General features: G+C 38.5%; 19 protein-coding genes and 1 riboswitch. Of the genes, 4 read left to right on the forward strand and 15 right to left on the reverse strand.

Annotated features, from left to right (window positions below):
• Positions 1-344 precede the first annotated feature (344 nt).
• The 11 genes from OZZ83_RS13475 to OZZ83_RS13525 form a co-directional block, all read right to left on the reverse strand.
• Complete coding sequence (locus tag OZZ83_RS13475; RefSeq protein ID WP_002292241.1) at positions 345-1,652, reverse strand: nucleobase:cation symporter-2 family protein; 1,308 nt, start codon at positions 1,650-1,652, stop codon at positions 345-347.
• Positions 1,653-1,654: 2 nt separating this feature from the next.
• Complete coding sequence (locus OZZ83_RS13480) at positions 1,655-2,236, reverse strand: xanthine phosphoribosyltransferase (RefSeq protein WP_002292242.1); 582 nt, start codon at positions 2,234-2,236, stop codon at positions 1,655-1,657.
• Positions 2,237-2,350: 114 nt separating this feature from the next.
• A riboswitch (purine riboswitch) is annotated at positions 2,351-2,448 on the reverse strand.
• A 355-nt stretch (positions 2,449-2,803) separates the two neighbouring features.
• Entirely contained in the window at positions 2,804-4,096 is a 1,293-nt protein-coding gene (locus OZZ83_RS13485) for a Gfo/Idh/MocA family oxidoreductase (protein ID WP_325066094.1), read from the reverse strand.
• Complete coding sequence (locus OZZ83_RS13490) at positions 4,093-4,716, reverse strand: hypothetical protein (protein ID WP_002313849.1); 624 nt, start codon at positions 4,714-4,716, stop codon at positions 4,093-4,095. Before OZZ83_RS13490 ends, OZZ83_RS13485 begins: the two co-directional genes overlap by 4 nt.
• Before the next feature lie 2 nt (positions 4,717-4,718).
• The gene (locus OZZ83_RS13495; RefSeq protein WP_002292245.1) at positions 4,719-5,555 is read right to left on the reverse strand and encodes a carbohydrate ABC transporter permease; all 837 of its coding nucleotides are present in this window, start codon (positions 5,553-5,555) and stop codon (positions 4,719-4,721) included.
• Positions 5,556-5,571: 16 nt separating this feature from the next.
• A complete protein-coding gene (locus OZZ83_RS13500) occupies positions 5,572-6,459 on the reverse strand; it encodes a carbohydrate ABC transporter permease (protein ID WP_002313850.1) in 888 nt (295 codons plus the stop codon).
• A gap of 15 nt (positions 6,460-6,474) precedes the next feature.
• Positions 6,475-7,761, reverse strand: a complete 1,287-nt coding sequence (locus OZZ83_RS13505; RefSeq protein ID WP_002309499.1) for an ABC transporter substrate-binding protein — start codon at positions 7,759-7,761, stop codon at positions 6,475-6,477.
• Between the two features lie 682 nt (positions 7,762-8,443).
• Positions 8,444-9,127 (reverse strand): hypothetical protein, encoded by a 684-nt coding sequence (locus OZZ83_RS13510; protein WP_002316196.1) that lies wholly within the window; start codon positions 9,125-9,127, stop codon positions 8,444-8,446.
• A gap of 17 nt (positions 9,128-9,144) precedes the next feature.
• On the reverse strand, positions 9,145-9,762 hold the full coding sequence (locus tag OZZ83_RS13515) for a glycoside hydrolase family 73 protein (RefSeq protein WP_002309502.1): 618 nt from the start codon (positions 9,760-9,762) through the stop codon (positions 9,145-9,147).
• Between the two features lie 9 nt (positions 9,763-9,771).
• Entirely contained in the window at positions 9,772-10,596 is an 825-nt protein-coding gene (locus OZZ83_RS13520; protein WP_002344160.1) for a M15 family metallopeptidase, read from the reverse strand.
• Positions 10,589-11,149, reverse strand: a complete 561-nt coding sequence (locus tag OZZ83_RS13525) for a hypothetical protein (RefSeq protein WP_002293272.1) — start codon at positions 11,147-11,149, stop codon at positions 10,589-10,591. The genes OZZ83_RS13520 and OZZ83_RS13525 overlap by 8 nt, the downstream gene beginning before the upstream one ends.
• 173 nt (positions 11,150-11,322) lie before the next feature.
• Here OZZ83_RS13525 and OZZ83_RS13530 point away from each other — a divergent pair, with 173 nt between their 5' ends.
• Positions 11,323-12,279, forward strand: coding sequence for a Gfo/Idh/MocA family protein (locus OZZ83_RS13530; protein WP_278023875.1), 957 nt, complete (start codon positions 11,323-11,325; stop codon positions 12,277-12,279).
• Between the two features lie 294 nt (positions 12,280-12,573).
• Here OZZ83_RS13530 and OZZ83_RS13535 read toward each other — a convergent pair whose 3' ends face one another.
• On the reverse strand, positions 12,574-13,530 hold the full coding sequence (locus OZZ83_RS13535; protein ID WP_002313853.1) for an aromatic acid exporter family protein: 957 nt from the start codon (positions 13,528-13,530) through the stop codon (positions 12,574-12,576).
• Positions 13,531-13,634: 104 nt separating this feature from the next.
• On the opposite strand from OZZ83_RS13535, the gene OZZ83_RS13540 reads away from it, so the two are divergent.
• Complete coding sequence (locus OZZ83_RS13540) at positions 13,635-14,237, forward strand: FUSC family protein (RefSeq protein WP_002292924.1); 603 nt, start codon at positions 13,635-13,637, stop codon at positions 14,235-14,237.
• Positions 14,238-14,322: 85 nt separating this feature from the next.
• Here OZZ83_RS13540 and OZZ83_RS13545 read toward each other — a convergent pair whose 3' ends face one another.
• Together OZZ83_RS13545 and OZZ83_RS13550 are read right to left on the reverse strand one after the other, a co-directional pair.
• Positions 14,323-15,822: a flotillin family protein gene (locus OZZ83_RS13545; protein WP_002309508.1), complete on the reverse strand. Its 1,500-nt coding sequence runs from the start codon at positions 15,820-15,822 to the stop codon at positions 14,323-14,325.
• Between the two features lie 15 nt (positions 15,823-15,837).
• Positions 15,838-16,362, reverse strand: a complete 525-nt coding sequence (locus OZZ83_RS13550) for an NfeD family protein (RefSeq protein ID WP_002292922.1) — start codon at positions 16,360-16,362, stop codon at positions 15,838-15,840.
• Between the two features lie 175 nt (positions 16,363-16,537).
• Here OZZ83_RS13550 and OZZ83_RS13555 point away from each other — a divergent pair, with 175 nt between their 5' ends.
• Together OZZ83_RS13555 and OZZ83_RS13560 are read left to right on the forward strand one after the other, a co-directional pair.
• Positions 16,538-18,181, forward strand: a complete 1,644-nt coding sequence (locus OZZ83_RS13555) for an ATP-binding protein (protein ID WP_278023873.1) — start codon at positions 16,538-16,540, stop codon at positions 18,179-18,181.
• The gene (locus OZZ83_RS13560) at positions 18,156-18,872 is read left to right on the forward strand and encodes a response regulator (protein ID WP_002345062.1); all 717 of its coding nucleotides are present in this window, start codon (positions 18,156-18,158) and stop codon (positions 18,870-18,872) included. The genes OZZ83_RS13555 and OZZ83_RS13560 overlap by 26 nt, the downstream gene beginning before the upstream one ends.
• A gap of 229 nt (positions 18,873-19,101) precedes the next feature.
• On the opposite strand, the gene OZZ83_RS13565 is transcribed toward OZZ83_RS13560, so the two are convergent.
• The gene (locus tag OZZ83_RS13565; protein WP_002309512.1) at positions 19,102-20,121 is read right to left on the reverse strand and encodes a 2-hydroxyacid dehydrogenase; all 1,020 of its coding nucleotides are present in this window, start codon (positions 20,119-20,121) and stop codon (positions 19,102-19,104) included.
• Positions 20,122-20,135 lie beyond the last annotated feature (14 nt).

Raw genomic sequence — 20,135 nt, forward strand, 5'->3', positions numbered from 1 at the left:
TTGTATGAACAAGCTTCTGAAATGTATGCACGCTATGGTTAGGGCACATACAGAGTACGACTATGCGTACGCGGTCTCAGTGGACCATTAACTAAACCACTTACAGTATACCACTTCTTTGCCCAGAACGAAAATTTTTTTACGAACGGGGCTTTATTTGGTGTGCCTTGATTTTGTCGCTTTCGTTACGAGCTATTTTTCTTGCACCTTTTACTTGACTAATCGTAGGAAAAAGGACGTGACAAAAGTGATGTCACATCCTTTTTTTAGTATAAATGGTATTCAAACAGCTGACCCTCGATATTCACTCAAAACGCTGGTTTCGCAACTTTTCTTTTACTTCATTATTTTTTGAAGGCTTCTTCTACTATTTCTTCATCTTTTTTTAAACCATTAAAGATCAGATTCAATATGATAGCCGTAATACTACTCATTACGATGCCATTGCCAGTGAACATTTGCAATGTTTGAGGCATTTGACTGAATAGTGTCGGCGTAATATTGAAACCTAGCCCAAATCCAACAGAAACAGCAACAATCAATAGATTTTTATCATTACTGAAATCAACTTCCAACAGCATACGGATTCCTTGGACTGCCACCATCCCGAACATGACTAACATTCCTCCACCAAGTACCGGCTCAGGAATGATTTGTGCTAACGCACCAATTTTAGGGAATAATCCTAAAACAATCAAGAAGAACGCAGAGAAGTAAATAGGTTTTCTCGTTTTGATTCCCGAAAGTTGAACCAATCCGACATTTTGAGAAAAGCCTGTGTAAGGGAATGTATTGAAAATACCGCCTAAGATAACGGCAAGTCCTTCTGCACGATATCCTTTTTTCAATTCTTCTTCTCCAACATTCTTTCCAGTAATGTCCCCAAGCGCAAAATATACACCCGTTGATTCTACCATACTGACCATAGAAATGATGATCATCAGTAAAATCGACCATACATCAAAAGTTGGCTTACCAAAATAAAAGGGTTGTGGGACATGGAACAATGGTGCATCTCCAATCGCACTCAGATCGATCATTCCCATGAAAGCAGCTAAGATGCTTCCACCGACTAAACCAATCAATACCGCGATGGAACGAATGAATCCTTTTGCCAACATTTGCACACCTACAATGAGGAGAATCGTCACAAATGCAAGTAGTAGATTTGTTTTGTCACCAAAATCAGCCGCTGTTGCATTACCGCCACCCATTTTTTCAATTGCTACTGGAATCAATGTCAAACCAATAACGGTGATAACCGTTCCTGTTACTAAAGGCGGGAATAATTTCTTGATTTTAGAAAAGATACCTGAAACTAACACAACAAAGATACCTGAAGCGATAATAGATCCATAAATAGCTCCTACTCCTTCATTAGTTCCGATCAAGATCAGCGGAGCTACTGCTTGGATCGCACATCCTAAAACAACAGGCAAGCCAATTCCGAAAAATCGGTTAACGGTCAATTGCAATAATGTTGCTAATCCACACATAAAGATATCAATTGAAATCAAGTAAGTCATCTGTTCTTGATTAAAGCCTAGTCCTGTACCGATCAAAAGAGGCACCGCTACTGCTCCTGCATACATCGCTAACAGATGCTGCAGCCCTAAAACCGCGGCTTTTCCATTTTGTGTTTCTTTTTCCACGATTATGCGTCCTCCTCAAGAAACTCAACTTGTCCATTCGTCAAGGAAGCGATACGTGCAAGAGAAACGACTCTCAATCCCATTTCTTCAAGCAACTGACGTCCATCTTGGAAAGACTTTTCAATGACGATCCCAATTCCTTCTACTTGAGCTCCAGCTTGCTGGCATAATTCAATCAATCCTTTTGCCGCTTGTCCGTTTGCCAAGAAATCGTCAATAATCAATACTTTATCTTCTGAAGACAAGAATTTACGAGAAATAGAAATCGTACTTGTCACTTGTTTCGTAAAAGAATAAACAGAAGCCGTCAATAATTCTTCATCCATCGTCAAGCTTTTGGCTTTTCTGGCGAAGATCATTGGAACACCTAATTCTTTTGCAGCAAATAAAGCTGGTGCGATCCCAGAAGCTTCAATGGTCACAACTTTCGTGATTCCTTGTTCTTTAAATACTTCTGCAAACCGTTGCCCCATTTGTTCCATCAATACAGGGTCTACTTGGTGAGTGACGAAACTGTCGACTTTTAGTACGCCCTCGCCTAATATACGTCCGTCTTTTTGAATACGTTCAACTAATTCTTTCACTTTATTTGCTCCTTTATCATTTATTAATACCAAAAAACCGCTTTTGTGCAAAAACCTACTATGTTTCTGTTAAAGAAAAACACCCTCCACTTTATCATAAGAAAAGAAGGGTGAAATAGCCAATCTTTTACTTATAGTCCAGCATTTACGGTACTGGCTAGAAACTGTCATCCATATTATGACGATATATAAGTAGGTATGTAAAACTAATAATAGTGTAAAATCATTTTCTTGCAACTGTTTTGCACGTGAAGGCAGTTTGACATATTTGAATAAAGAATGTTGTTTCAAATATTGAAAATAGTCTAACACTACTTTCTGAAACTGACAACGTGGTTTACTTATTTTTTTGTAAAATCTAATGTTTTTTAATGCATTACTCTTTTTTGTTCGGGTTTAAATAGTTGTTTTTATTTTCACTTATCCAAAAATTCTATTTCACACAAAAAGGATTGTGAAAAAAACGTGTCACAACCCCTTTTTCGAATAAATAGTGTTCCAAAGACAATCTACGGCAATAGCGCACAGATTTATAACGTACAGGAAATAATTTTCGTAAATTCCTTCTTATTCCTTGAAGTTGACAAGTTCGTCAATCGCCACTGCTTTTCCTGAAGCAATAGAGTGATTCGCTGCGATTCCTGTCAAAATCGACAGGATACCATCTACGTGAGTTGCTGCTCGATTCCACGGATCTTCTTCCTTTACTTCGCCAAATAGATCATCCAACAAACGTGGATCTCCTCCGCCATGTCCACCTGCTTCTTGTTCAACGATTACCTCATAGGGTTTACCGAACATCGGATAGACCTGGATGGACTGAAGAACGGCTGCTCCCTCATCTTTTTTATCTCCACCAGCGTTGATATAGGACTTTTCGATCACTTTCATTTCGATCCGTCCTTTGCTGCCATTAAAAGAAACATTGAATCCTTCCCACGGCATATACGCATTTAGCGAATACGTCAATATCGTATCGGTCTCGTATTTGACCGTCACTCCTAACGTATCTTCAATAGAAATATCATCGGAAAATACACTGCGATCACGAATGTATCCACTGTCTTCTTCTGCTTCCAAATACATTTCTCGTAATTCCTCATTGGCTGATAGATCTATAGCAAATGGATCATTTTTGGCTAGTTCGCTTCCATAGCATCGACTGTAAAATGTTTCTACTCCGCGTTTTTCCGCATTATGCATTCCATAAAAATTCAATCCACCAAATGCGAATACCTTTTTTGGCTGGCTACTCAACCAAAAGTTCACCAGATCAAAATGATGGGTAGATTTGTGCACGAGAAGTCCGCCACTATTGTGTTTATTTCGATGCCATCTTCTGAAATAATCTGCCCCGTGCTGCGTATTCAGCAACCATTCAAAGTGGATAGAGAAAACATCGCCGATTATGTCTTTTTCCAGCAGTTCCTTTATCTTCGTGTGATATGGCGCATAACGATAATTGAAAGTGACTCGCAGATTCCTTCGCGTTTGTTTTTGGACAGTTATTATTTCTTGCGCTTTTTCCTCATCAATAGTCAGAGGTTTTTCGCAAATAACATCATACCCTTTTCTCATTGCACGAATGATATAATCATGATGCGTTCGATCTACTGACGTGATAATGACTTCATCTGGCCGTACATCATCCAGTAGCTGTTCAAATTGCGATGGCATAGATGTCTTTACTTTCTTCTGTCCATACTTATTCACAAGTACTCGATTTGCATAATCCATTCTTGTTTGAGACACATCACAAAAACCGACCAGTTCACAAGTTCGATGATACGTAGAGGCAATTGCCTCATAAAAAAAGCGCGCTCTTCCGCCAAGACCGACTTGTACATATTTTTTCTTCATTTGAACTCATTCTCCTTTTCTTTTAACCAGCATGCTGTGACAAACGGCAGTCCGGGATACAACAATGCAGTAAGTAACAGATCATATTGTATACACCAAAACAGCCCATACAAAAGACAAAAATACCACAGAAACCCTTTGACGTTTTTTGACAACAGCCAGATATTTCTTTTGATCAAATAAATAAGACTATCTGCTTTTTCTTCTTTGCAGACATCAATTAGCGTACTAAAAAAACCATGGGATACAAAAAGCAACAGACACAATAGAAAAGGAATCAGATACCAAGCATCAGCCTTTTCTATGAACAAATACCAATCAGCTGCAAAAATAAGAACGAACAGCTGAAACAACGCAACAATGAAACATGACCTTTTGATTTTTTCTTTCCGCCAACCTACCTTCCTTTCCGCCAAATAATGGGCAGATAGATAATAAGCAGGATACATCATCAAAAAATAAATCAGATAGACAACATGAGCAGAAAGCGTTAATCCTAAAGTGAAAAAACATCCTAGGAAAAAAGCAAAAAGACCATGACTGATAAGACTGGTTAAAAAAATCCGACAGAAATAGTAGTTGATCTTGTAAAGAAACATCTCCTCTATTGGCTTTTTCATCTTCAGCCTTTCAAGCCGCTTGTACTGATTCCTTGGACGAGATATTTATTGAAGAATAAGAAAATCAAAAAAACCGGCAGCAGAGACAGCGTAGACATCGCAAACATACTGGCGTAAGTCGTGCTAGATCCAGCATCTGCAAATAATTTGATGGCAATCGATACGGTATAAGATCTCGGCTTGTTCAAATAGATCAGCGGTCCCATAAAATCATCCCATTTCCAATAAAACTGGATAATGATCGTGGTGATGATCGAAGGTTTTAGCAAAGGAAAAATAATTTTGGTAAAGACACTATATTTGCTGCATCCGTCAATAATCGCAGATTCATCTAACTCTTTAGGGATGCCGACCATGAATTGCATGATCTGATAAATAAAAAATGCTTGTCCAAAAAAGTGCGGTAAAATCAGCGGCACATACGTACCAACCAAATTTAGCCGATTGTAAATAATAAACTGCGGAATCAAAATCACTTGTGCAGGAATCATCATCGTTACTAACATGACGACGAACCAAAACCTTTTTCCTTTGAAATCGATCCTCGATAATGCGTAAGCAATACAAGTCGAGCTCAGCACTGTCCCAATCGTTGATACCGCAGAAATGACAAACGAATTCTTAAAGAACGTGAAAAATGAGATTCCAGCAAAACCTGCCCATCCTTCTGCGTAATTTTCCCATCGAAAAGTTTCTGGAATCAAATTCAGTGAACCACTCAGAATCTCTTGATCCGTTTTAAAAGAACCTGCAATCATCCACAAGACTGGATAAATCATGACTAGACCTAATAGCAAAATAAACCCGTACTGGAACCATTTCATTACTGTTTTATTCATTTTTTCCTCCCCCCGTTCACACAACGACCCATTTTTTTGATGATTTAAAAATCAGAAAGGTGACAGCACCCATGATCAACAGCATGATCCACGAAATAGCACTAGCATACCCCATAGAATTAAAAGAGAATGCTTGGTTATACACATAAAGAGCATAAAAGTTCGTGGCATCATTCGGACCACCTTGGGTAATGATGAACGCTTGCGTGAAAGTCATAAACGCTGCAATCGTCTGCATGACTAAGTTATACAAAATGATTGGCGAAAGAAGAGGTAGCGTGATCTTGTAAAACGACTGCCATTTATTCGCTCCATCGATCTCTGCCGCTTCATAATACGAGGCTGGGATCTCTTTGATACCTGCAGCAAAGATGATCATTGCCGAACCGAATTGCCAAGCAGACATCAAAACAAGAGGGATCATGACCAATTTTTGATCGCCAAACCAGGAAAGTGCTGGTGCGCCTAGGCGTTCTAGAAAAATATTCACTAATCCATTTTTAGAAAATAATTCTCGCCACACTAGAGCAATAGAAATACTGCCGCCAATCAAACTAGGTACATAATACAAAGAACGAAAGAAAGTCGTCCCTTTGATATTTCTCGTTAAAAGATAAGCAATCAATAGACCAAAGATCAGTTTCACAGGCACAGAGGCGAATACATAGAGAAAAGTGACTCGGATGGAGTTCAAAAAACGAGCATCACTTAGCATTTTTATATAATTATCCAAGCCGATCCATGAGACTGGATTCCCCAGACGATAATCGGTAAACGAATAATAAAGAGACAAGATCATCGGTATTACCGTTATCAATAGAAATCCTAGAATAAATGGAGAAGCAAATACGTAACCGACCACGTTATCTTGATTCATGAATCGTTTTAGTTTTTCTTTTTTCATGCTTTCCTCCTGTTACTATTCCAGAACGTTTGAAGCAAACTCATAAAAACTCTCTGCTGCTTCTTCTGCCGTCATTTCTTCATAGATAACTTTTTCTACTAAAAGATTGTATTGATCTTGGATTTCTGGATTTAAAGCGCTATCAAAAACATTTACTTCACCGTTGTCCATATCGGATATCATTTCTAAATAGTCGAATGTCGCTTGTAAAGTTGTATCATCTGTCTGAGCGAGTTGTTCTCGAATATTGGACATGATTGGTACACCGCGTTCTCCTTTTAAAATCTCATTGGCTTCTTCACTGTTTTGGAAGAAATCAATAAATTTAGCCGCTTCTTCTTTGTGTGCTGAATTTTTTGCCATACTCAGCATTTGCGAAGAACGTAATGGAATACCAGATTCTCCATCTGCTTTTCTGCGAGGAGGATTAATCAATCGAATTTCCATATCTTCAGGAGCGCCTGACAAAATTTCTGTCAACTGGTTACTTGATAGAAAAACCATCGCTGCTTCGCTATCTCTAACTGCCTGAAAAGACAGATCTGTCGTACTTGCAGCTCCACCACCCGGTTCTGGATGGGCACCTTTGTCTACCAGATTTTTACGCAGCTGGAAAAAATCTGTTAAATAATCCGGATTTTCGAATCCCAAACTGTTAGATAAATCCTCCTGATTATAAAAATTCAATCCTTTCTCAACTTGCGGTATTTGAATAATACAGCCAGCTATAAAATCTTCGAACCTTGAAATAGCATAAATCCCTAATTCTTCAGTAATTTGATAGCTGATTTGTTCAAATTCTTCCCATGTCCAATTGGAAGCAGGTTCAGGGATACCTAATTGTTCAAATATATTTTTATTGTAAGCAATCGCAAACGAGTTCACCCCGTTGGACAGTCCAACTAATTGCCCGTCGTAAATCGTCGTTGCCAAATAGGATTCATCCGCATTAGAAACATCAATTATCCCTTTTTCCACATATTCATCTAATGGTTCAATCTGATTGATGTATTGAGGAAATTGATTATTTAATTGAAAAATATCCCAGATATCATTTGATGCTGCTAGCGTACCTAATTTTGTGTAATATCCTTCATAATCATAGAATTCATACTCGATCGTCACATGAGGATTTTTTTCTTCGTAAAGCTCGATTACTTTTACCGTTGCATCGTGTCGAACTTGTGAACCCCACCAAGCCATGTTCAACGTAATTTTTTCGTCGTCCTCTTCTTGCCCACAAGCCGTCAAGAATAATAATATAACACTTAATGCTAAGATGATTCTCATTTTTTTCTTCATTTCCTACACCTCTACTTCCATTGACATTTTTCAATATACTGTATTCTTATACAGTATATATTTATAAAATCCTCTTTTTTAAAGGCGAATAAAAACCAAGGCTTGCCTTTTTGTTCTGCCTAGGATGAACAACTCAATACTTTCAAGGAAAATTAGATAGTGCTGATTTTTTTCCATTGCTACAAATGCTTCTTGCTTCAATGATGGGAGGATAATTGCGCAAAGAAAAAGGATATCAGACAACCGTCCAATATCCTTGACATAGCTAAATAAGCGTGCCACTCTGCGTATATTATTCCCTAAAAAATCAGAAAAAATAACTAGTAATTCTGTATGAAATTAGGTACAATATACACGTTGATGCACAAGCATTGACTATGGCAACTTGATTGGTCAGTTCCCGCTGACTTTTCAAGCCCCGGTGATTTAGCTGCTACTAAATTGCCGGGTGCCTTTTTTAGTTTTTATTCGTTTTTCATTCTATAGAAAGCGCTTCAATAAATCAAGACATTTTTTTGTTAGAATGCTAATAATAACAAAAGATTTTAACTATTCTTATGTACATTACAGATAAAAAAACAAAAAAATTTCTCTTTTTTTGAATTCTGAACAAATAGTACTGGAGTACAAAAGACGAGGAAGAGCCACTATCTGCTCTTCCTCGTCTTTTGATTCTCACCTGTTATTCATGATTCTTTTTCTCAGTTTCCCGATATTTTTCCATTTTACGACTAAAAAGCTCTCCGCTACTTGGCGGCGTATACGTGATGGCATTTGCTCCTGCTTGAATGGTCTCAGCAATACTTTCTTCCGTTGGACCGCCTGTCGCAATGATAGGAAGTTCAGGATACTTTTTACGAAAATGACGTACTGCTTCTACAGTTTCTTTTCCCGCACTGATATTGATAATCGAAATACCAGCTGCTAACTTTTCATCAATTTCCGTATATTTCGATGTTACCGTACTGATAACTGGGATATCAACTACTCGACAAACTTCTTTCACTGTCTCTAAAGGCGTAGGACCATTCAAAACAACCCCTAAAGAACCTTGCGCTTCTGCAAACATGCTCATGTAAGAAGAACGAGCACCTTGTGTCAATCCGCCTCCTACACCGGAAAAAACTGGAATATCAGCTGCCTCAATGATACTTTTAGTAATTGCTGGATGTGGTGTAAAAGGATACACAGCAATTACTGCATTTGCATTTGTATTTCGTATGATTGCGATATCCGTAGTAAAGATGATCGAACGAATCAATTTTCCAAATATCTTGATCCCGCTTGCTTCTAAAATGATTTCCGGTACTCTTACGATATCTTTTCTCAATTCCGTCATGATTTCCGGCGTAAATTGTTCTGCCATCAGCCACTTCTCCTTTGCTATCTCCGGTCATACTGATTCAACTGGTACGTCTCGATGACCTGGATGATTTTTTGCGCATAACCGGGGTCTGTCGCATAACCTGCCTCTTGCAATGCTTGTGCGGCTTCCTGATAATTGGTGGCCGTAATCACTTTTTCATACAGTGCAGGATTCCAATCTACTCCTTGGACGAACAGTTGTGTATGGTCATCCATGGACTGTTCCCATGAATCATACACTTTGAAGTCTCCTTGGATAGTTATCCATTCTTCATTAACAAATTCCTTTGTTTCCAGGCTTACTTTCTTCTGATCCCCATAAGCCTTGATCCCGAAAAGATTATTGTATTTGCTAGCCAAGGTACTTTTTCCCCAATTCGATTCTAATATAGCTTGTCCTAAAATGATACTAGGAAGCACTCCATAACCATCTTGTAGTTCTTGGGCATGTGGAACAAGCCGTTCAATAAATTGCTGATGGGATTGCGCTTCATTTTCTTGCTGATTATCAGTAAAAGGAGAAGACAGATTCTTCAAGGAAAAAACAAAGGCTAGGAGTATCACTACTACACCGGCAACCACTGCTGGCCAACGGATGTTCTTGCGCTTTTGCTTTTTCCACTTTTTTTTCGCCATGATCAATTCCTACTTTTCATTTAATTCATTCAGATATTCTTCTAGCGTCAATTGGTGTTTGGTGATATACTCAGCATTTTCTTTACCGACATAACGTAAGTGCCAAGGTTCATATGTGATTTTAGTTATATCTTCGCGTCCTTTTGGATAACGAACGATAAATCCATACTGGGCAGCATTATCTGCGATCCATTTAGCTCCAGGCTGATCTCCGTAACTTGCATCCAATACAGTAGAAGGATAACTGTTGTACCAGTTTTGATCGACGACATCGACTGCCAGACCTGTGTGGTGTTCGCTGTATCCTGGCTCCGTAATCGTTTCTTTAGTGATTTTTGTCGCCTCCTCTTCTGATACACCTTGACGACTCATCACATCTTGGACATTTTGTTCGAAAACTTGTTGTTGGGATGATACAGACCGGTAAGCTGAGACCATAACTAACGGAAACCCAGCTGCTTCGGCAGCCTTAGCAAATGCTTCATATTCCGGAGCAATGCGTTTGTCGATCAAATATCCATTACTCAATGATGCCAATTGAGTAGACTCATCGATTTCTTTTTCTAATTTGTGATCTGGACCAACCAAAACTAGTTGCCAATCGTCTGTTTTAACATCTGGCAATTGTTTGGATGTACGATCTTGTGTTTCTTTGTCCTTTGCCTTGCTGCTTGTTGTTTGACTGTTCTTTTCTTTACTAGCAGTTGTTTTGGTGCTTGTTCGTTCGACCGTTTGATTGCCGGCTTGAACATGCGCGTCGTCATCGCTAAAAATAACATAGCCCATTGCTGCGATCATAATCACAACTGCTCCAAATCCTAAAAATTTATTCACTTGAAAAATCCTTTCGTTGTTCTTCACGTTCCCCGTTCGTATCATGAACGTAAGTTTCTTCCAGATTTTCATTCACCCAATCAAGAAGTTCGATTTTTTCTCCTTCAATCTGTTTTTGAACATCTGCTGGCAAACGAAAATTCAAAATATCATCATAGCCCCATTCATCATATTGAATACTTACTTTCAAGTCAAGGTATCTACCAGCCTGCTGATTGTTTTTCAAAGGGATCAGCTCGACTTTTGCTGCTTTGCTGCTTAGCCATTTTTGCGCGATACGTGTTTTAATTTGTTTATACTCTGCAACAGCAATATTTCGTTTCTCGGGAAAAATAATCGTTTGACGCAAAATCTTTTGCGTAAGCATCCATTCATAATCAGTGAAAAGATTTTTTACTTTCTGCATCGCTTCAGAAGGCAAATTTTTCTCGCCATCTTTCCATTTTTGCCATTGTTCTGGGCTGATCAGCAAGTATTCATCTAAAAAATTTTTTTCAGTTTCAAACTGTTCCAATAATACACTCATAATAAGATCAATATATACTTGATGCACGTTTATCCCCTCCTTTTAACTATTCTACTTAAGTTTTAGTCAAAAAGCACCTGTTAAATCGCTGCTTTCATTTTTTTTAATGTTTCAAGTCCTCTCCCCTTCATTCTTCGTGATTTTTGTTATAATAATAGACAGAAAAGAATCTCAATCTAACTATGAAGGAGCATTTTCAGATGAAAAAATATCAATGGGGAATCGTGGGTCTCGGTACCATCGCACATGAGTTTGCCGAAAGCTTCAATCAAGAGACAAGTGAACTAACAGCGGTTGCTTCCAGAACTTCAGAAAAAGCGGAAAAATTCGCACACCGTTACAATATTCCAAAAGCTTACGGAAGCTATCAAGAAATGTTAGACGATGCTGAAATCGACATCATATACATTGCTGTACCAAATAAACAGCATATCGACCATATCTTGGCAGCATTGGAAGCAGGCAAACACGTCTTATGCGAAAAAGCTATCACGATGAACAAAAAAGAACTAGCTGACGCTATGCGTTTAGCAGAAGAAAAGAATCTGATTTTAGCAGAAGCCATGACTATCTTCAACATGCCGCTTTATCAGCAATTACGTTCAATAATGGATACAGGAAAACTAGGGGCTTTAAAAATGATCCAAGCACCTTTCGGCAGTTATAAGGAACCAGATCCAGAAAACCGATTCTTCAATCCTGAATTAGCTGGTGGAGCTCTATTGGATATCGGTACGTATGCGGTATCTTTTGCTCGTTTCTTTTTGAGTTCTCAGCCTGAAGTAGTTGCCTCTACAATGGTCCCTTTTGAAACAGGCGTAGACGAGCAATCAGTCACTATTTTGCGCAACAAAGAAAATGAACTTGTTGCTGTCAGCTTGACTTTTCAGGCAAAAATGCCAAAAGTCGGGATCGTTGCCTTTGAAAACGGCTATGTGACGATTGCTGATTATCCTCGTGCGGATCGTGCGGAGATCCTATTTACAGACGGTACGAAGGAATTCATCGAAAGCGGAAGTACTTCTGAAGCCATGAATTACGAAATAAACAATATGGTACACATGATCGAAGGTGACTTGCCAAATCGTTCTCTCTTCTTGACAAAAGATGTCATCGACATCTTGGATCAAATGCAAGTTTTATGGCAAAATATGTAATTTTAAAAGGTCGTGAAAAAGCTGGTCTGCATCAAGTAATAAGAACAGCCAAACAAAAATAGCTCCTCCTATTTTTCGTTTGGCTGGACTTATTCCAGTAGATGCAAGCTTGTTTACCAAGAGGTTGTGAGCCTGCCGTTCAGCTCCGAGTCACAAGGAGCAATTTCAAAAAACAGCTTCTCATGTTTGTTGAATATTGTGACTTGTGACCGAGGAGTTGGCAGGAGAACACCGTTTAAGGAAGAGGTTGTGAAATCAGCGCTTTGACCTAAGTATTAGCTGAATTCAAAACCTCTATTTTTTGATTTTTTGTTGGGAGAATTCTGCCTTGATTTCAATAAAACTTTTAAAAGACTGCAAAAACTGGAACAATTCTGCTCGGTCCTCGAATTCAGGGCGGCTAGTCGGCAGAGGCATTTGCCGATACAATACATAAACTTCTTCAATACGTGCTAAGATTTGTCTGCCATCATTTGACTCTGAAAATGTTTCTGCCGTATAAATCAATAAACCGTAGATATGTTTTCCATAATAAGCGGGTTGTTGGATCCGCTTTAGATTTTCCAACATGTCTTTAATCACATTGACCTGTGCTCGTCTCATAGAGAAATAAGTTTCATAGTATAGCGGCTGTCTGAGCCAGTAGTTTTCTTGATGTTCTCTGGCATCTTCTTGGCTTTCGCGAATGAATGTCAGCAAATGTTCGCATTTGATCTGCACATCTCCTTTATTTTCCGATAAAAGAAATTCTGCCATTTGTCTCAAGATATTCCGAAATTCTTTTTCGATCTGTATTTGGTTTTCCTTCAGCTGTTTCGTACGATCTGGCATATAGACATTCGCAAGCAAAGCAAATACTAATCCAATCGCCATTAAACCCGCTTCATTGCCGATCAGCTGCCAAGACATGTTTTCCTCCACTAAATAATGAGTGACCAAAACCGAATTTACGACGATTCCTTCAGTTAATTTGAAGCGAGAGGCAAGCGGGATGAACAGGAATAAAAAAAGACTGAAGCCAAAAATAGTATACCCAACAGCAAAAAAACTGAACAGCGCTGTTGCTGTAGCTAGTATAAAGGCTGCGATTCGATTCATCCCTGTACGCAATGTAGAGCGTTTTGTATTTCCCACACTCAATAATGCAATGATTCCTGCTGCTGGCCAATACAACAGCGATAAGCTACCCGCTGTGACCATCGAAAAGAAGACACTGATCACTGTTTTGACTGTTCGCATTCCTATACGCATTTACTTCCCCCTTTTTTTATTTTAATTATACTTGAATAATGAAAAACTAGCTATCAGACAAAAGTTTAGGTATGATAGTAAAAAGACCAAAAAGGAGAATCTCTATGCAATTTGGCCGTTTTCGACTAGGTATGCGTACGATCAAAAGTGCCTTAGCTGTTTTTTTATGTATCTTGTTTTTTCATTTGACTCAACGAGGAATCCCAATGATTGCTGCATTATCTGCTGTTTTTTCTTTGCGTCAGGACTTGACTACAACCGTTTCTTTTGGAAAATCTAGGATCATTGGCAACACATTAGGTGGTACACTAGCTATCATTTATTTTTTTGTCAAAAGCTATTTTCACAATGATTTTTTGGTAGAATTGATCCTGCTTCCTATTCTAGTAATTATTGTAATTGTCGTGTCAGATGGCATCAACAATAATTCTGGCATCATTTCCGCAATCGCTACGTTATTGCTGATTGCATTGAGTATCCCTCAAGGTGAATCTGCTTTGTACGCGATCCAACGAGTACTAGATACTTTTATAGGAACATTCATTGCGATTGGTATCAATTTCTTTCTTCGTCCGCCTGAAACAGAAAAGAAGGAAGAACTATCAGAAGATTTGGTCGAACTCCAAAAGAAAGAACGATTGCTGCGAACAAGTTTACAAGAGATAGAAGCTAAGATCCAAAAACAAAAGAAAAATAGCGAGGACTGATTTTCTTTTGAAATAACATAAAAAATGGAGAGAAGAACTTGAAAAGTCTTCCTCCATTTTTTATTGATCGGTGAAGTGTACTACTTTATTCTTCCTTCATCGCGTGTTGTTCTGCCTCTTTTGGCGCTTCATACATATTTACTTGGCTAGTAGTCCCACGTGTCGACAAATTCTCTACGATTTCCTTCAAGTCAAGTCCTGTTGTCGCTTTTAATGTTTCTTGAGTAGTAGAAAGCAAGTTTGTGGCATAATTTGTCACTCGGTTCGCTCCACTGGTTTCTCCTGAGCTGTTTCCTGTATCGACAACAGAGATTTTTTCGATATTTCCTAGCGGCTGTGCTGCTTCGCGCATCAATTGCGGTAGCATATCGATAACCATACTCAAGACAGCTGCTTCGCCATATTCCTTGAAGGCATTGGCAATTTTTTGTTTTGCTTCGGCTTCTGCTTTTCCTTTTGCTAATGCTGCTTCTGCTTCTGCCTGTCCAGCTAACCTTGTCTTATTGGCTTCTGCTTCTGCTAGTGCTTCCACACGGAAACGTTCGGCTTCGGCTTCGGTCACTTCTTTGACTTTTTGAGCTTGTGCTTCTTGTTCTTTAGCGTAACGATCGGCATCTGCTTTTTTCTTCACTTCCGAATCATATTGCTTTTCTCGACGTGTAATTTCTTTTTCTTCCAATTCGATTTGTTTTTGACGTTCTATGATTTTGATCTGCATTTCTTGCTCGATTACTTGTTGTTGTGCTCTGGCACTTTCCAAGTTGTAGGCTTGGTCTGCTTTCGCTTTAGCAACATCTTGTTCTTGTTTGTAGGTTGCTAGTTTCAATTCTTTTTCTTTCAATGATTCTGCAATTTCTGTTTGTCGTTGTAATTCAGCTGCTTGTGATTCTTTTTCTGCTTGAGCTTTTTTGATACGCGTTTCTTTTAAAGCTTCTGCTTCTGCTATATCTGCATCTCTTTTGACTTGGGCGATTCTTGGTTTCCCTAAAGAGTCGAGATAACCATTTTTGTCTCTGACCTCTTTGATAGTGAAAGAAACAATGATCAATCCCATTTTTGCAAGGTCTACAGAAGCGACTTCTTGTACGCTTTGACTGAACTTATCACGATTTTGGTAGATTTCTTCTACAGTCATAGAACCTAGAATCGAGCGTAAGTGACCTTCCAATACTTCTCTTGCTTCATTCTCCAATTCTTCTCTAGTCTTACCTAAAAACTGTTCTGCTGCTGTAGCAATCTCTTCTACAGAAGAACCAATTTTGATGATCGAAGTACCGTCACACATCACCGGTACACCTTGTTCTGTATACACTTCTGGAGTAGAAACGTCCAATTTGCTGGATAATAGACTGATTCGATTCGAACGTTGGAAAACCGGCAAGACGAACGCTCCGCCTCCTCGCACGATTTTGATTTTGTTGTTACTTTCATCTTTGTGTACATTTTTGCTTCCTAAATAACTTCCACTGATGATCAACGCTTCATCTGGTTTTGCTGTTTGGTACTTCGCTACAAAGACGATCAGTAGCATCAGCAAAATCAACGCTGCGATTGCGATCGCGATAAAAACAATTGGTATTCCCATTTAACATACGCTCCTTTAAGCTTTTATCATGCTTTCATAAGGCATGACATAACAGATTCTTTCCTTGATCTCAATGATCAATACTTTCGTTCCCCGCTCCGCTATCTGTTCTTGGGGGCTGTAGAAACAAGCAGGACGACTGATGGAACCGGTAACACTTTTTAATTGGATTTCTCCCATGCCCCGTACAGGGATTGGTGTGATCACAACAGCTACTTGCCCTTCCAAAGTCTTTTCAGAAGACGACATCGTTGATTCGGCATGTTTCATCGGCATCAATAGATAGAAATTAAGCAAAAATACCAAAACTGTCGATATGGCTCCACTGGCAATAAATAAAAATAAAGAGGATTGATCCGTTAGACGCTCACCAAGAAAACCAAACAAACTTGTAAAAGTTAGCCAGGGTATAATAAGCATTGGATCAAGTGGGCCATCAAAATCGAAGACATCTCCAAAAATAATCAAAAGAACTGCCAACCCCGCACAAATCAGCAATGTATACCAATAAATCGTCTCAAGTGCGATTCCCCCTATCATATACACGCCTCCTTCCATTTCTACGTCTATCATACCAATGTTTGAAAATTCTGTATAGCTTCTTTCACCAATTCAAAGGTATTTATTCATAGAAAGCATCTATTTATCAATGCCAATTTGTTAATTTTTGTTTTTCATGTTAAAATTTTCACAATAAATTCTTTCGAGGTAGCCTATGTTTCCTTTCCTTAAGAAAAAACCATTAAAGCTCCAAAATACGATCATTCTTGTCGTTTGTTTCTCCACATTCGTTTCTTTGATTGTTTCTGCCATATTGATTAGGAATTTTATTCTTTCGATGAACCGATCGAGTGTGTCAGATAGAATCTCTAGTATCGCTAAAATCGTTGCCAGCGATAAACTCATCCAAAAAAAGCTTCAGACTGGTGATCCGACACATGTGATTCAAGGAATCACAAATGAAATCATGGTAGCATCGAATTTAGATTTTATTGTTGTCATGGACCCTGAAGGCATTCGATATTCTCATGCAGACCCAAGTTACATCGGTCTTCCTTTCTCAAGTCATGAAGATGTGAAAAAAGTGATTGGAGGACAAGAATTTTTCTCTGAAAAAGAAGGAATGTTAGGGTTCGGCTTCCGTTATTTCGTCCCTATTTATTATGATCAAGAGATTACTGGTGCAGTTTGTGTTGGCTTGACGAACAACACGATCGACAATCAGGTCAAAGATGGACAAAAAATGATTGTTTTTTCATTGATCATCGGGCTTATCGTAGGCATCATAGGCGCCGTTTTTCTTGCCCAAAAAATGAAAAAAGTACTGCTTGGACTTGAACCGCAAGAAATAGCGGAACAGTTAAGCGAAAAAACGATTATCGAAAATGAAGTAGATGAAGGAATACTGGCCATCTCTTCTGATAAAACTATCCTCTTGATCAATACACCTGCAAAAAATATTTTCTATCAAACAAAACGGCTGTCGGATTTCGAAGTAGGAAAAAAAATCAGCGATAATCTATATGACGTATTGTTTAAAGAGACAATCGATCATCAAACGACTGTTCGGACTCAATCCATGTATTTAAATGGGATAGAAACTATTTCTAGCGTTACACCTCTTTTTAGCAATGACCGTTTTTTAGGAGCAGTCGCAACTTTACGAAATCGATCAGAAGTAATGAAATTAATGGAGGAGCTCGGAGGGACGAAACAATATATAAACTCTATGAGAGCCCAAACTCATGAATTTATGAATAAACTTCACGTCATTTCTGGCTTGATTGACTTGAAGAAGTATGAAGAAGTCACCCATTTTATCCAACAGCTAAATCAAAATTATAAAAAAGAGATCGGTCAAGTCTCAAATCTGATCAAAGTCCCTGCGATTGCCGGTTTTTTATTAGGCAAAATAAATGAAGCCAAAGAACAATCTGTTGAAATGTTGTTAGAAAGCGATTCTTTTATCCCTAAAATGGAGATGGACGACTCCATCCATTCACTTTTGCAAGTGTTAGGGAACTTACTTGATAATGCTAAAGAAGCCGTACTTCAAATGCCTGAAAGAAACGGACAGGTTCGGCTCCATTTAAACTATGACACAGAAGCGGAAGTATTCATCGTGACCGTCTGCGATGACGGTGTCGGAATATCAGAAGAAATCTCAGAAAAAATATTTACGCTAGGTTTTTCGACGAAAGGAATCAATCGTGGATATGGGTTGAATATCATCCATTCAATTGTCAAACGTCACGGTGGGATCTTAGAATTTTCCAAACAAGCAAATGGCGGTACAATCGTCTATCTAGAATTACCAAAAAAGGAAGATCAAAATGATGACAAATGTCTTAATAATTGAAGATGATCCAATGGTTGCAGAATTGAATCGTACGTTTGTGGAAAGTATACCTAATATGAACGTAATCGAAAGTTTCAGAAATGTAGAAGAAGGAAAAAAATATTTCAGACAAAAAAACGCAGATCTGCTGTTGCTTGATGTATATATGCCTGGCGAAAGTGGTATCCATTTTTTATCTTGGCTGAGACAGCAAGGAAATGATATCCCAGTGATCTTGATAACCGCTGCAGATGATATCGAAACCATAAAAAATGTGATTCGATATGGTGCCTTAGATTATTTGATCAAACCCTTCACTTTGCAACGTTTCCAGTTGGCGATTGAAAAATACCTTGCTTTCTCTCAGACGATCCAAACGACTGAAAAAGCAGATCAGAAATTGATCGATCAAGTATTCAACCATACTACTCCCATTCACGAAGCACCTTCATTCATTGATTTGCCTAAAGGTCTGTCAAAACTGACTTTAAAAAAAATCTGTGCATCTATCCTAAAAGCAGAGACTATTTTTTCAACAAAAGAACTGGCTCAAAAAAGTGCACTTTCACGTATCTCCGTCAAGAAATATTTAAATTTTTTGGTGGAACAAGATATACTGAATGAAAGAATCAGATATTTGGAGATTGGCCGACCACTAACCTGTTATGAATTGACAAAGAAGGGGCGGAAAAAACTCACGGATTATTGTTGAGTCATCGAGTTATCTAATACTAAATAAAGGCTGTGACAAAAGTCTTGTCACAGCCTTTTTTCCGAATAAACGGTGTTCAAAAGCTTGCATCTACGGCACTAATCCCAATCAGATGAAAAATATAGAGTGCTATTTTTATCTGATTGTTCTTACTGCTTGATGCAGAGCAGCTTTTTCACAACCTCTATTTTTAAACATATTAGTATTAGTGATGAGTGCCCATGTTTCCTTACTTTAATTGACGCGCTTTAGGAAGAGATACCTCATTTTTCGTTTTTCCAGTTTCTATTATTTCGTGGAAGTTCTCGAAGCTTGTCGAAATCATATTTGACAATGCCTCATCTGTATTTGAACCTACATGAGGGGTTATAAGAACTCTAGGGTATAATTCTACTAGTTGCTGGATAGCAGGATCTGGAATCGTCTCCCATGGCTTGAAGGATCGGAAAAAGACATCTGTTTCATTTGCAAAAACATCGGTTGCAAAACCAGCTAAATGATTGCTTTTCAAAGCTCTTAAAATAGCTTCATTATCTTGAAGCTCTCCACGAGCTGTATTGATCAAGATACTGCCTCTTTTCATTTGAGCCAAAAATCCTTCATTGATCATTTGATCGTTTTCACCTGGGATGTGAGGTACATGGATACTGACGATATCGCTTTTTGCTAACAATTCTTCGAGTGAGTGAAACGTCAATACTTTTTTAGCAGCTTCTGTCTGATGGATATCATAACCGATTACTTTGGCTCCTAGCCCCTTAAACAAAACCGCTTCCGTCAATCCTATTCTGCCTGTTCCTATGATACCTACTGTGCAATTTCTGATTTCACGGCTAAACATTTGTTCATCTACTCGAAAATCTTTGAAAGATGTTCGGATCGTCGTATACGCTGTATTTCTCAAAAGCATCATGGCAAAAGTCAAAGATAATTCTGCTATAGCATTTGGCGAATATGATGGTACACGGGCTACTGTCATACCAAAATCAGCTGCCGCTTGTAGATTGATATGATTGACTCCCACAGTTCGGGTAAAAACATAGCGAATCCCATATTTCTGCATTTTTGCAAGATTGATCTCATCTGCTATACAATTTCCTCTCAGCAGTACAGCGTCATGGGCCTTAGCTGATTCAATATTGTCATGCGTCAGTAGTTCTTCATAAAGACTCAGTTCATAATGGTAAACATTCAATTGCTCAAAAAAATCGATCTCATTCGGACGAACACCATAACATGCGATTCTCATACTTTCCTCCTCCA

It is taken from the genome of Enterococcus sp. E5-162, from assembly GCF_035725965.1.
GTDB lineage: Bacteria > Bacillota > Bacilli > Lactobacillales > Enterococcaceae > Enterococcus_B > Enterococcus_B lactis.

Excerpts from the sequence above, each read along its gene's own strand:
- OZZ83_RS13510 (WP_002316196.1), bottom strand. The coding sequence starts at position 9,127 with ATGGCAGAACAATTTACGCCGGAAATCATGACGGAATTGAGAAAAGAT.
- OZZ83_RS13485 (WP_325066094.1), bottom strand. The coding sequence starts at position 4,096 with ATGAAGAAAAAATATGTACAAGTCGGTCTTGGCGGAAGAGCGCGCTTT.
- OZZ83_RS13560 (WP_002345062.1), top strand. The coding sequence starts at position 18,156 with ATGATGACAAATGTCTTAATAATTGAAGATGATCCAATGGTTGCAGAA.
- OZZ83_RS13545 (WP_002309508.1), bottom strand. The coding sequence starts at position 15,822 with ATGGGAATACCAATTGTTTTTATCGCGATCGCAATCGCAGCGTTGATT.
- OZZ83_RS13515 (WP_002309502.1), bottom strand. The coding sequence starts at position 9,762 with ATGGCGAAAAAAAAGTGGAAAAAGCAAAAGCGCAAGAACATCCGTTGG.
- OZZ83_RS13495 (WP_002292245.1), bottom strand. The coding sequence starts at position 5,555 with ATGAATAAAACAGTAATGAAATGGTTCCAGTACGGGTTTATTTTGCTA.
- OZZ83_RS13565 (WP_002309512.1), bottom strand. The coding sequence starts at position 20,121 with ATGAGAATCGCATGTTATGGTGTTCGTCCGAATGAGATCGATTTTTTT.
- OZZ83_RS13540 (WP_002292924.1), top strand. The coding sequence starts at position 13,635 with ATGCAATTTGGCCGTTTTCGACTAGGTATGCGTACGATCAAAAGTGCC.
- OZZ83_RS13535 (WP_002313853.1), bottom strand. The coding sequence starts at position 13,530 with ATGCGTATAGGAATGCGAACAGTCAAAACAGTGATCAGTGTCTTCTTT.
- OZZ83_RS13555 (WP_278023873.1), top strand. The coding sequence starts at position 16,538 with ATGTTTCCTTTCCTTAAGAAAAAACCATTAAAGCTCCAAAATACGATC.
- OZZ83_RS13530 (WP_278023875.1), top strand. The coding sequence starts at position 11,323 with ATGAAAAAATATCAATGGGGAATCGTGGGTCTCGGTACCATCGCACAT.
- OZZ83_RS13490 (WP_002313849.1), bottom strand. The coding sequence starts at position 4,716 with ATGAAAAAGCCAATAGAGGAGATGTTTCTTTACAAGATCAACTACTAT.
- OZZ83_RS13500 (WP_002313850.1), bottom strand. The coding sequence starts at position 6,459 with ATGAAAAAAGAAAAACTAAAACGATTCATGAATCAAGATAACGTGGTC.
- OZZ83_RS13550 (WP_002292922.1), bottom strand. The coding sequence starts at position 16,362 with ATGATAGGGGGAATCGCACTTGAGACGATTTATTGGTATACATTGCTG.
- OZZ83_RS13505 (WP_002309499.1), bottom strand. The coding sequence starts at position 7,761 with ATGAAGAAAAAAATGAGAATCATCTTAGCATTAAGTGTTATATTATTA.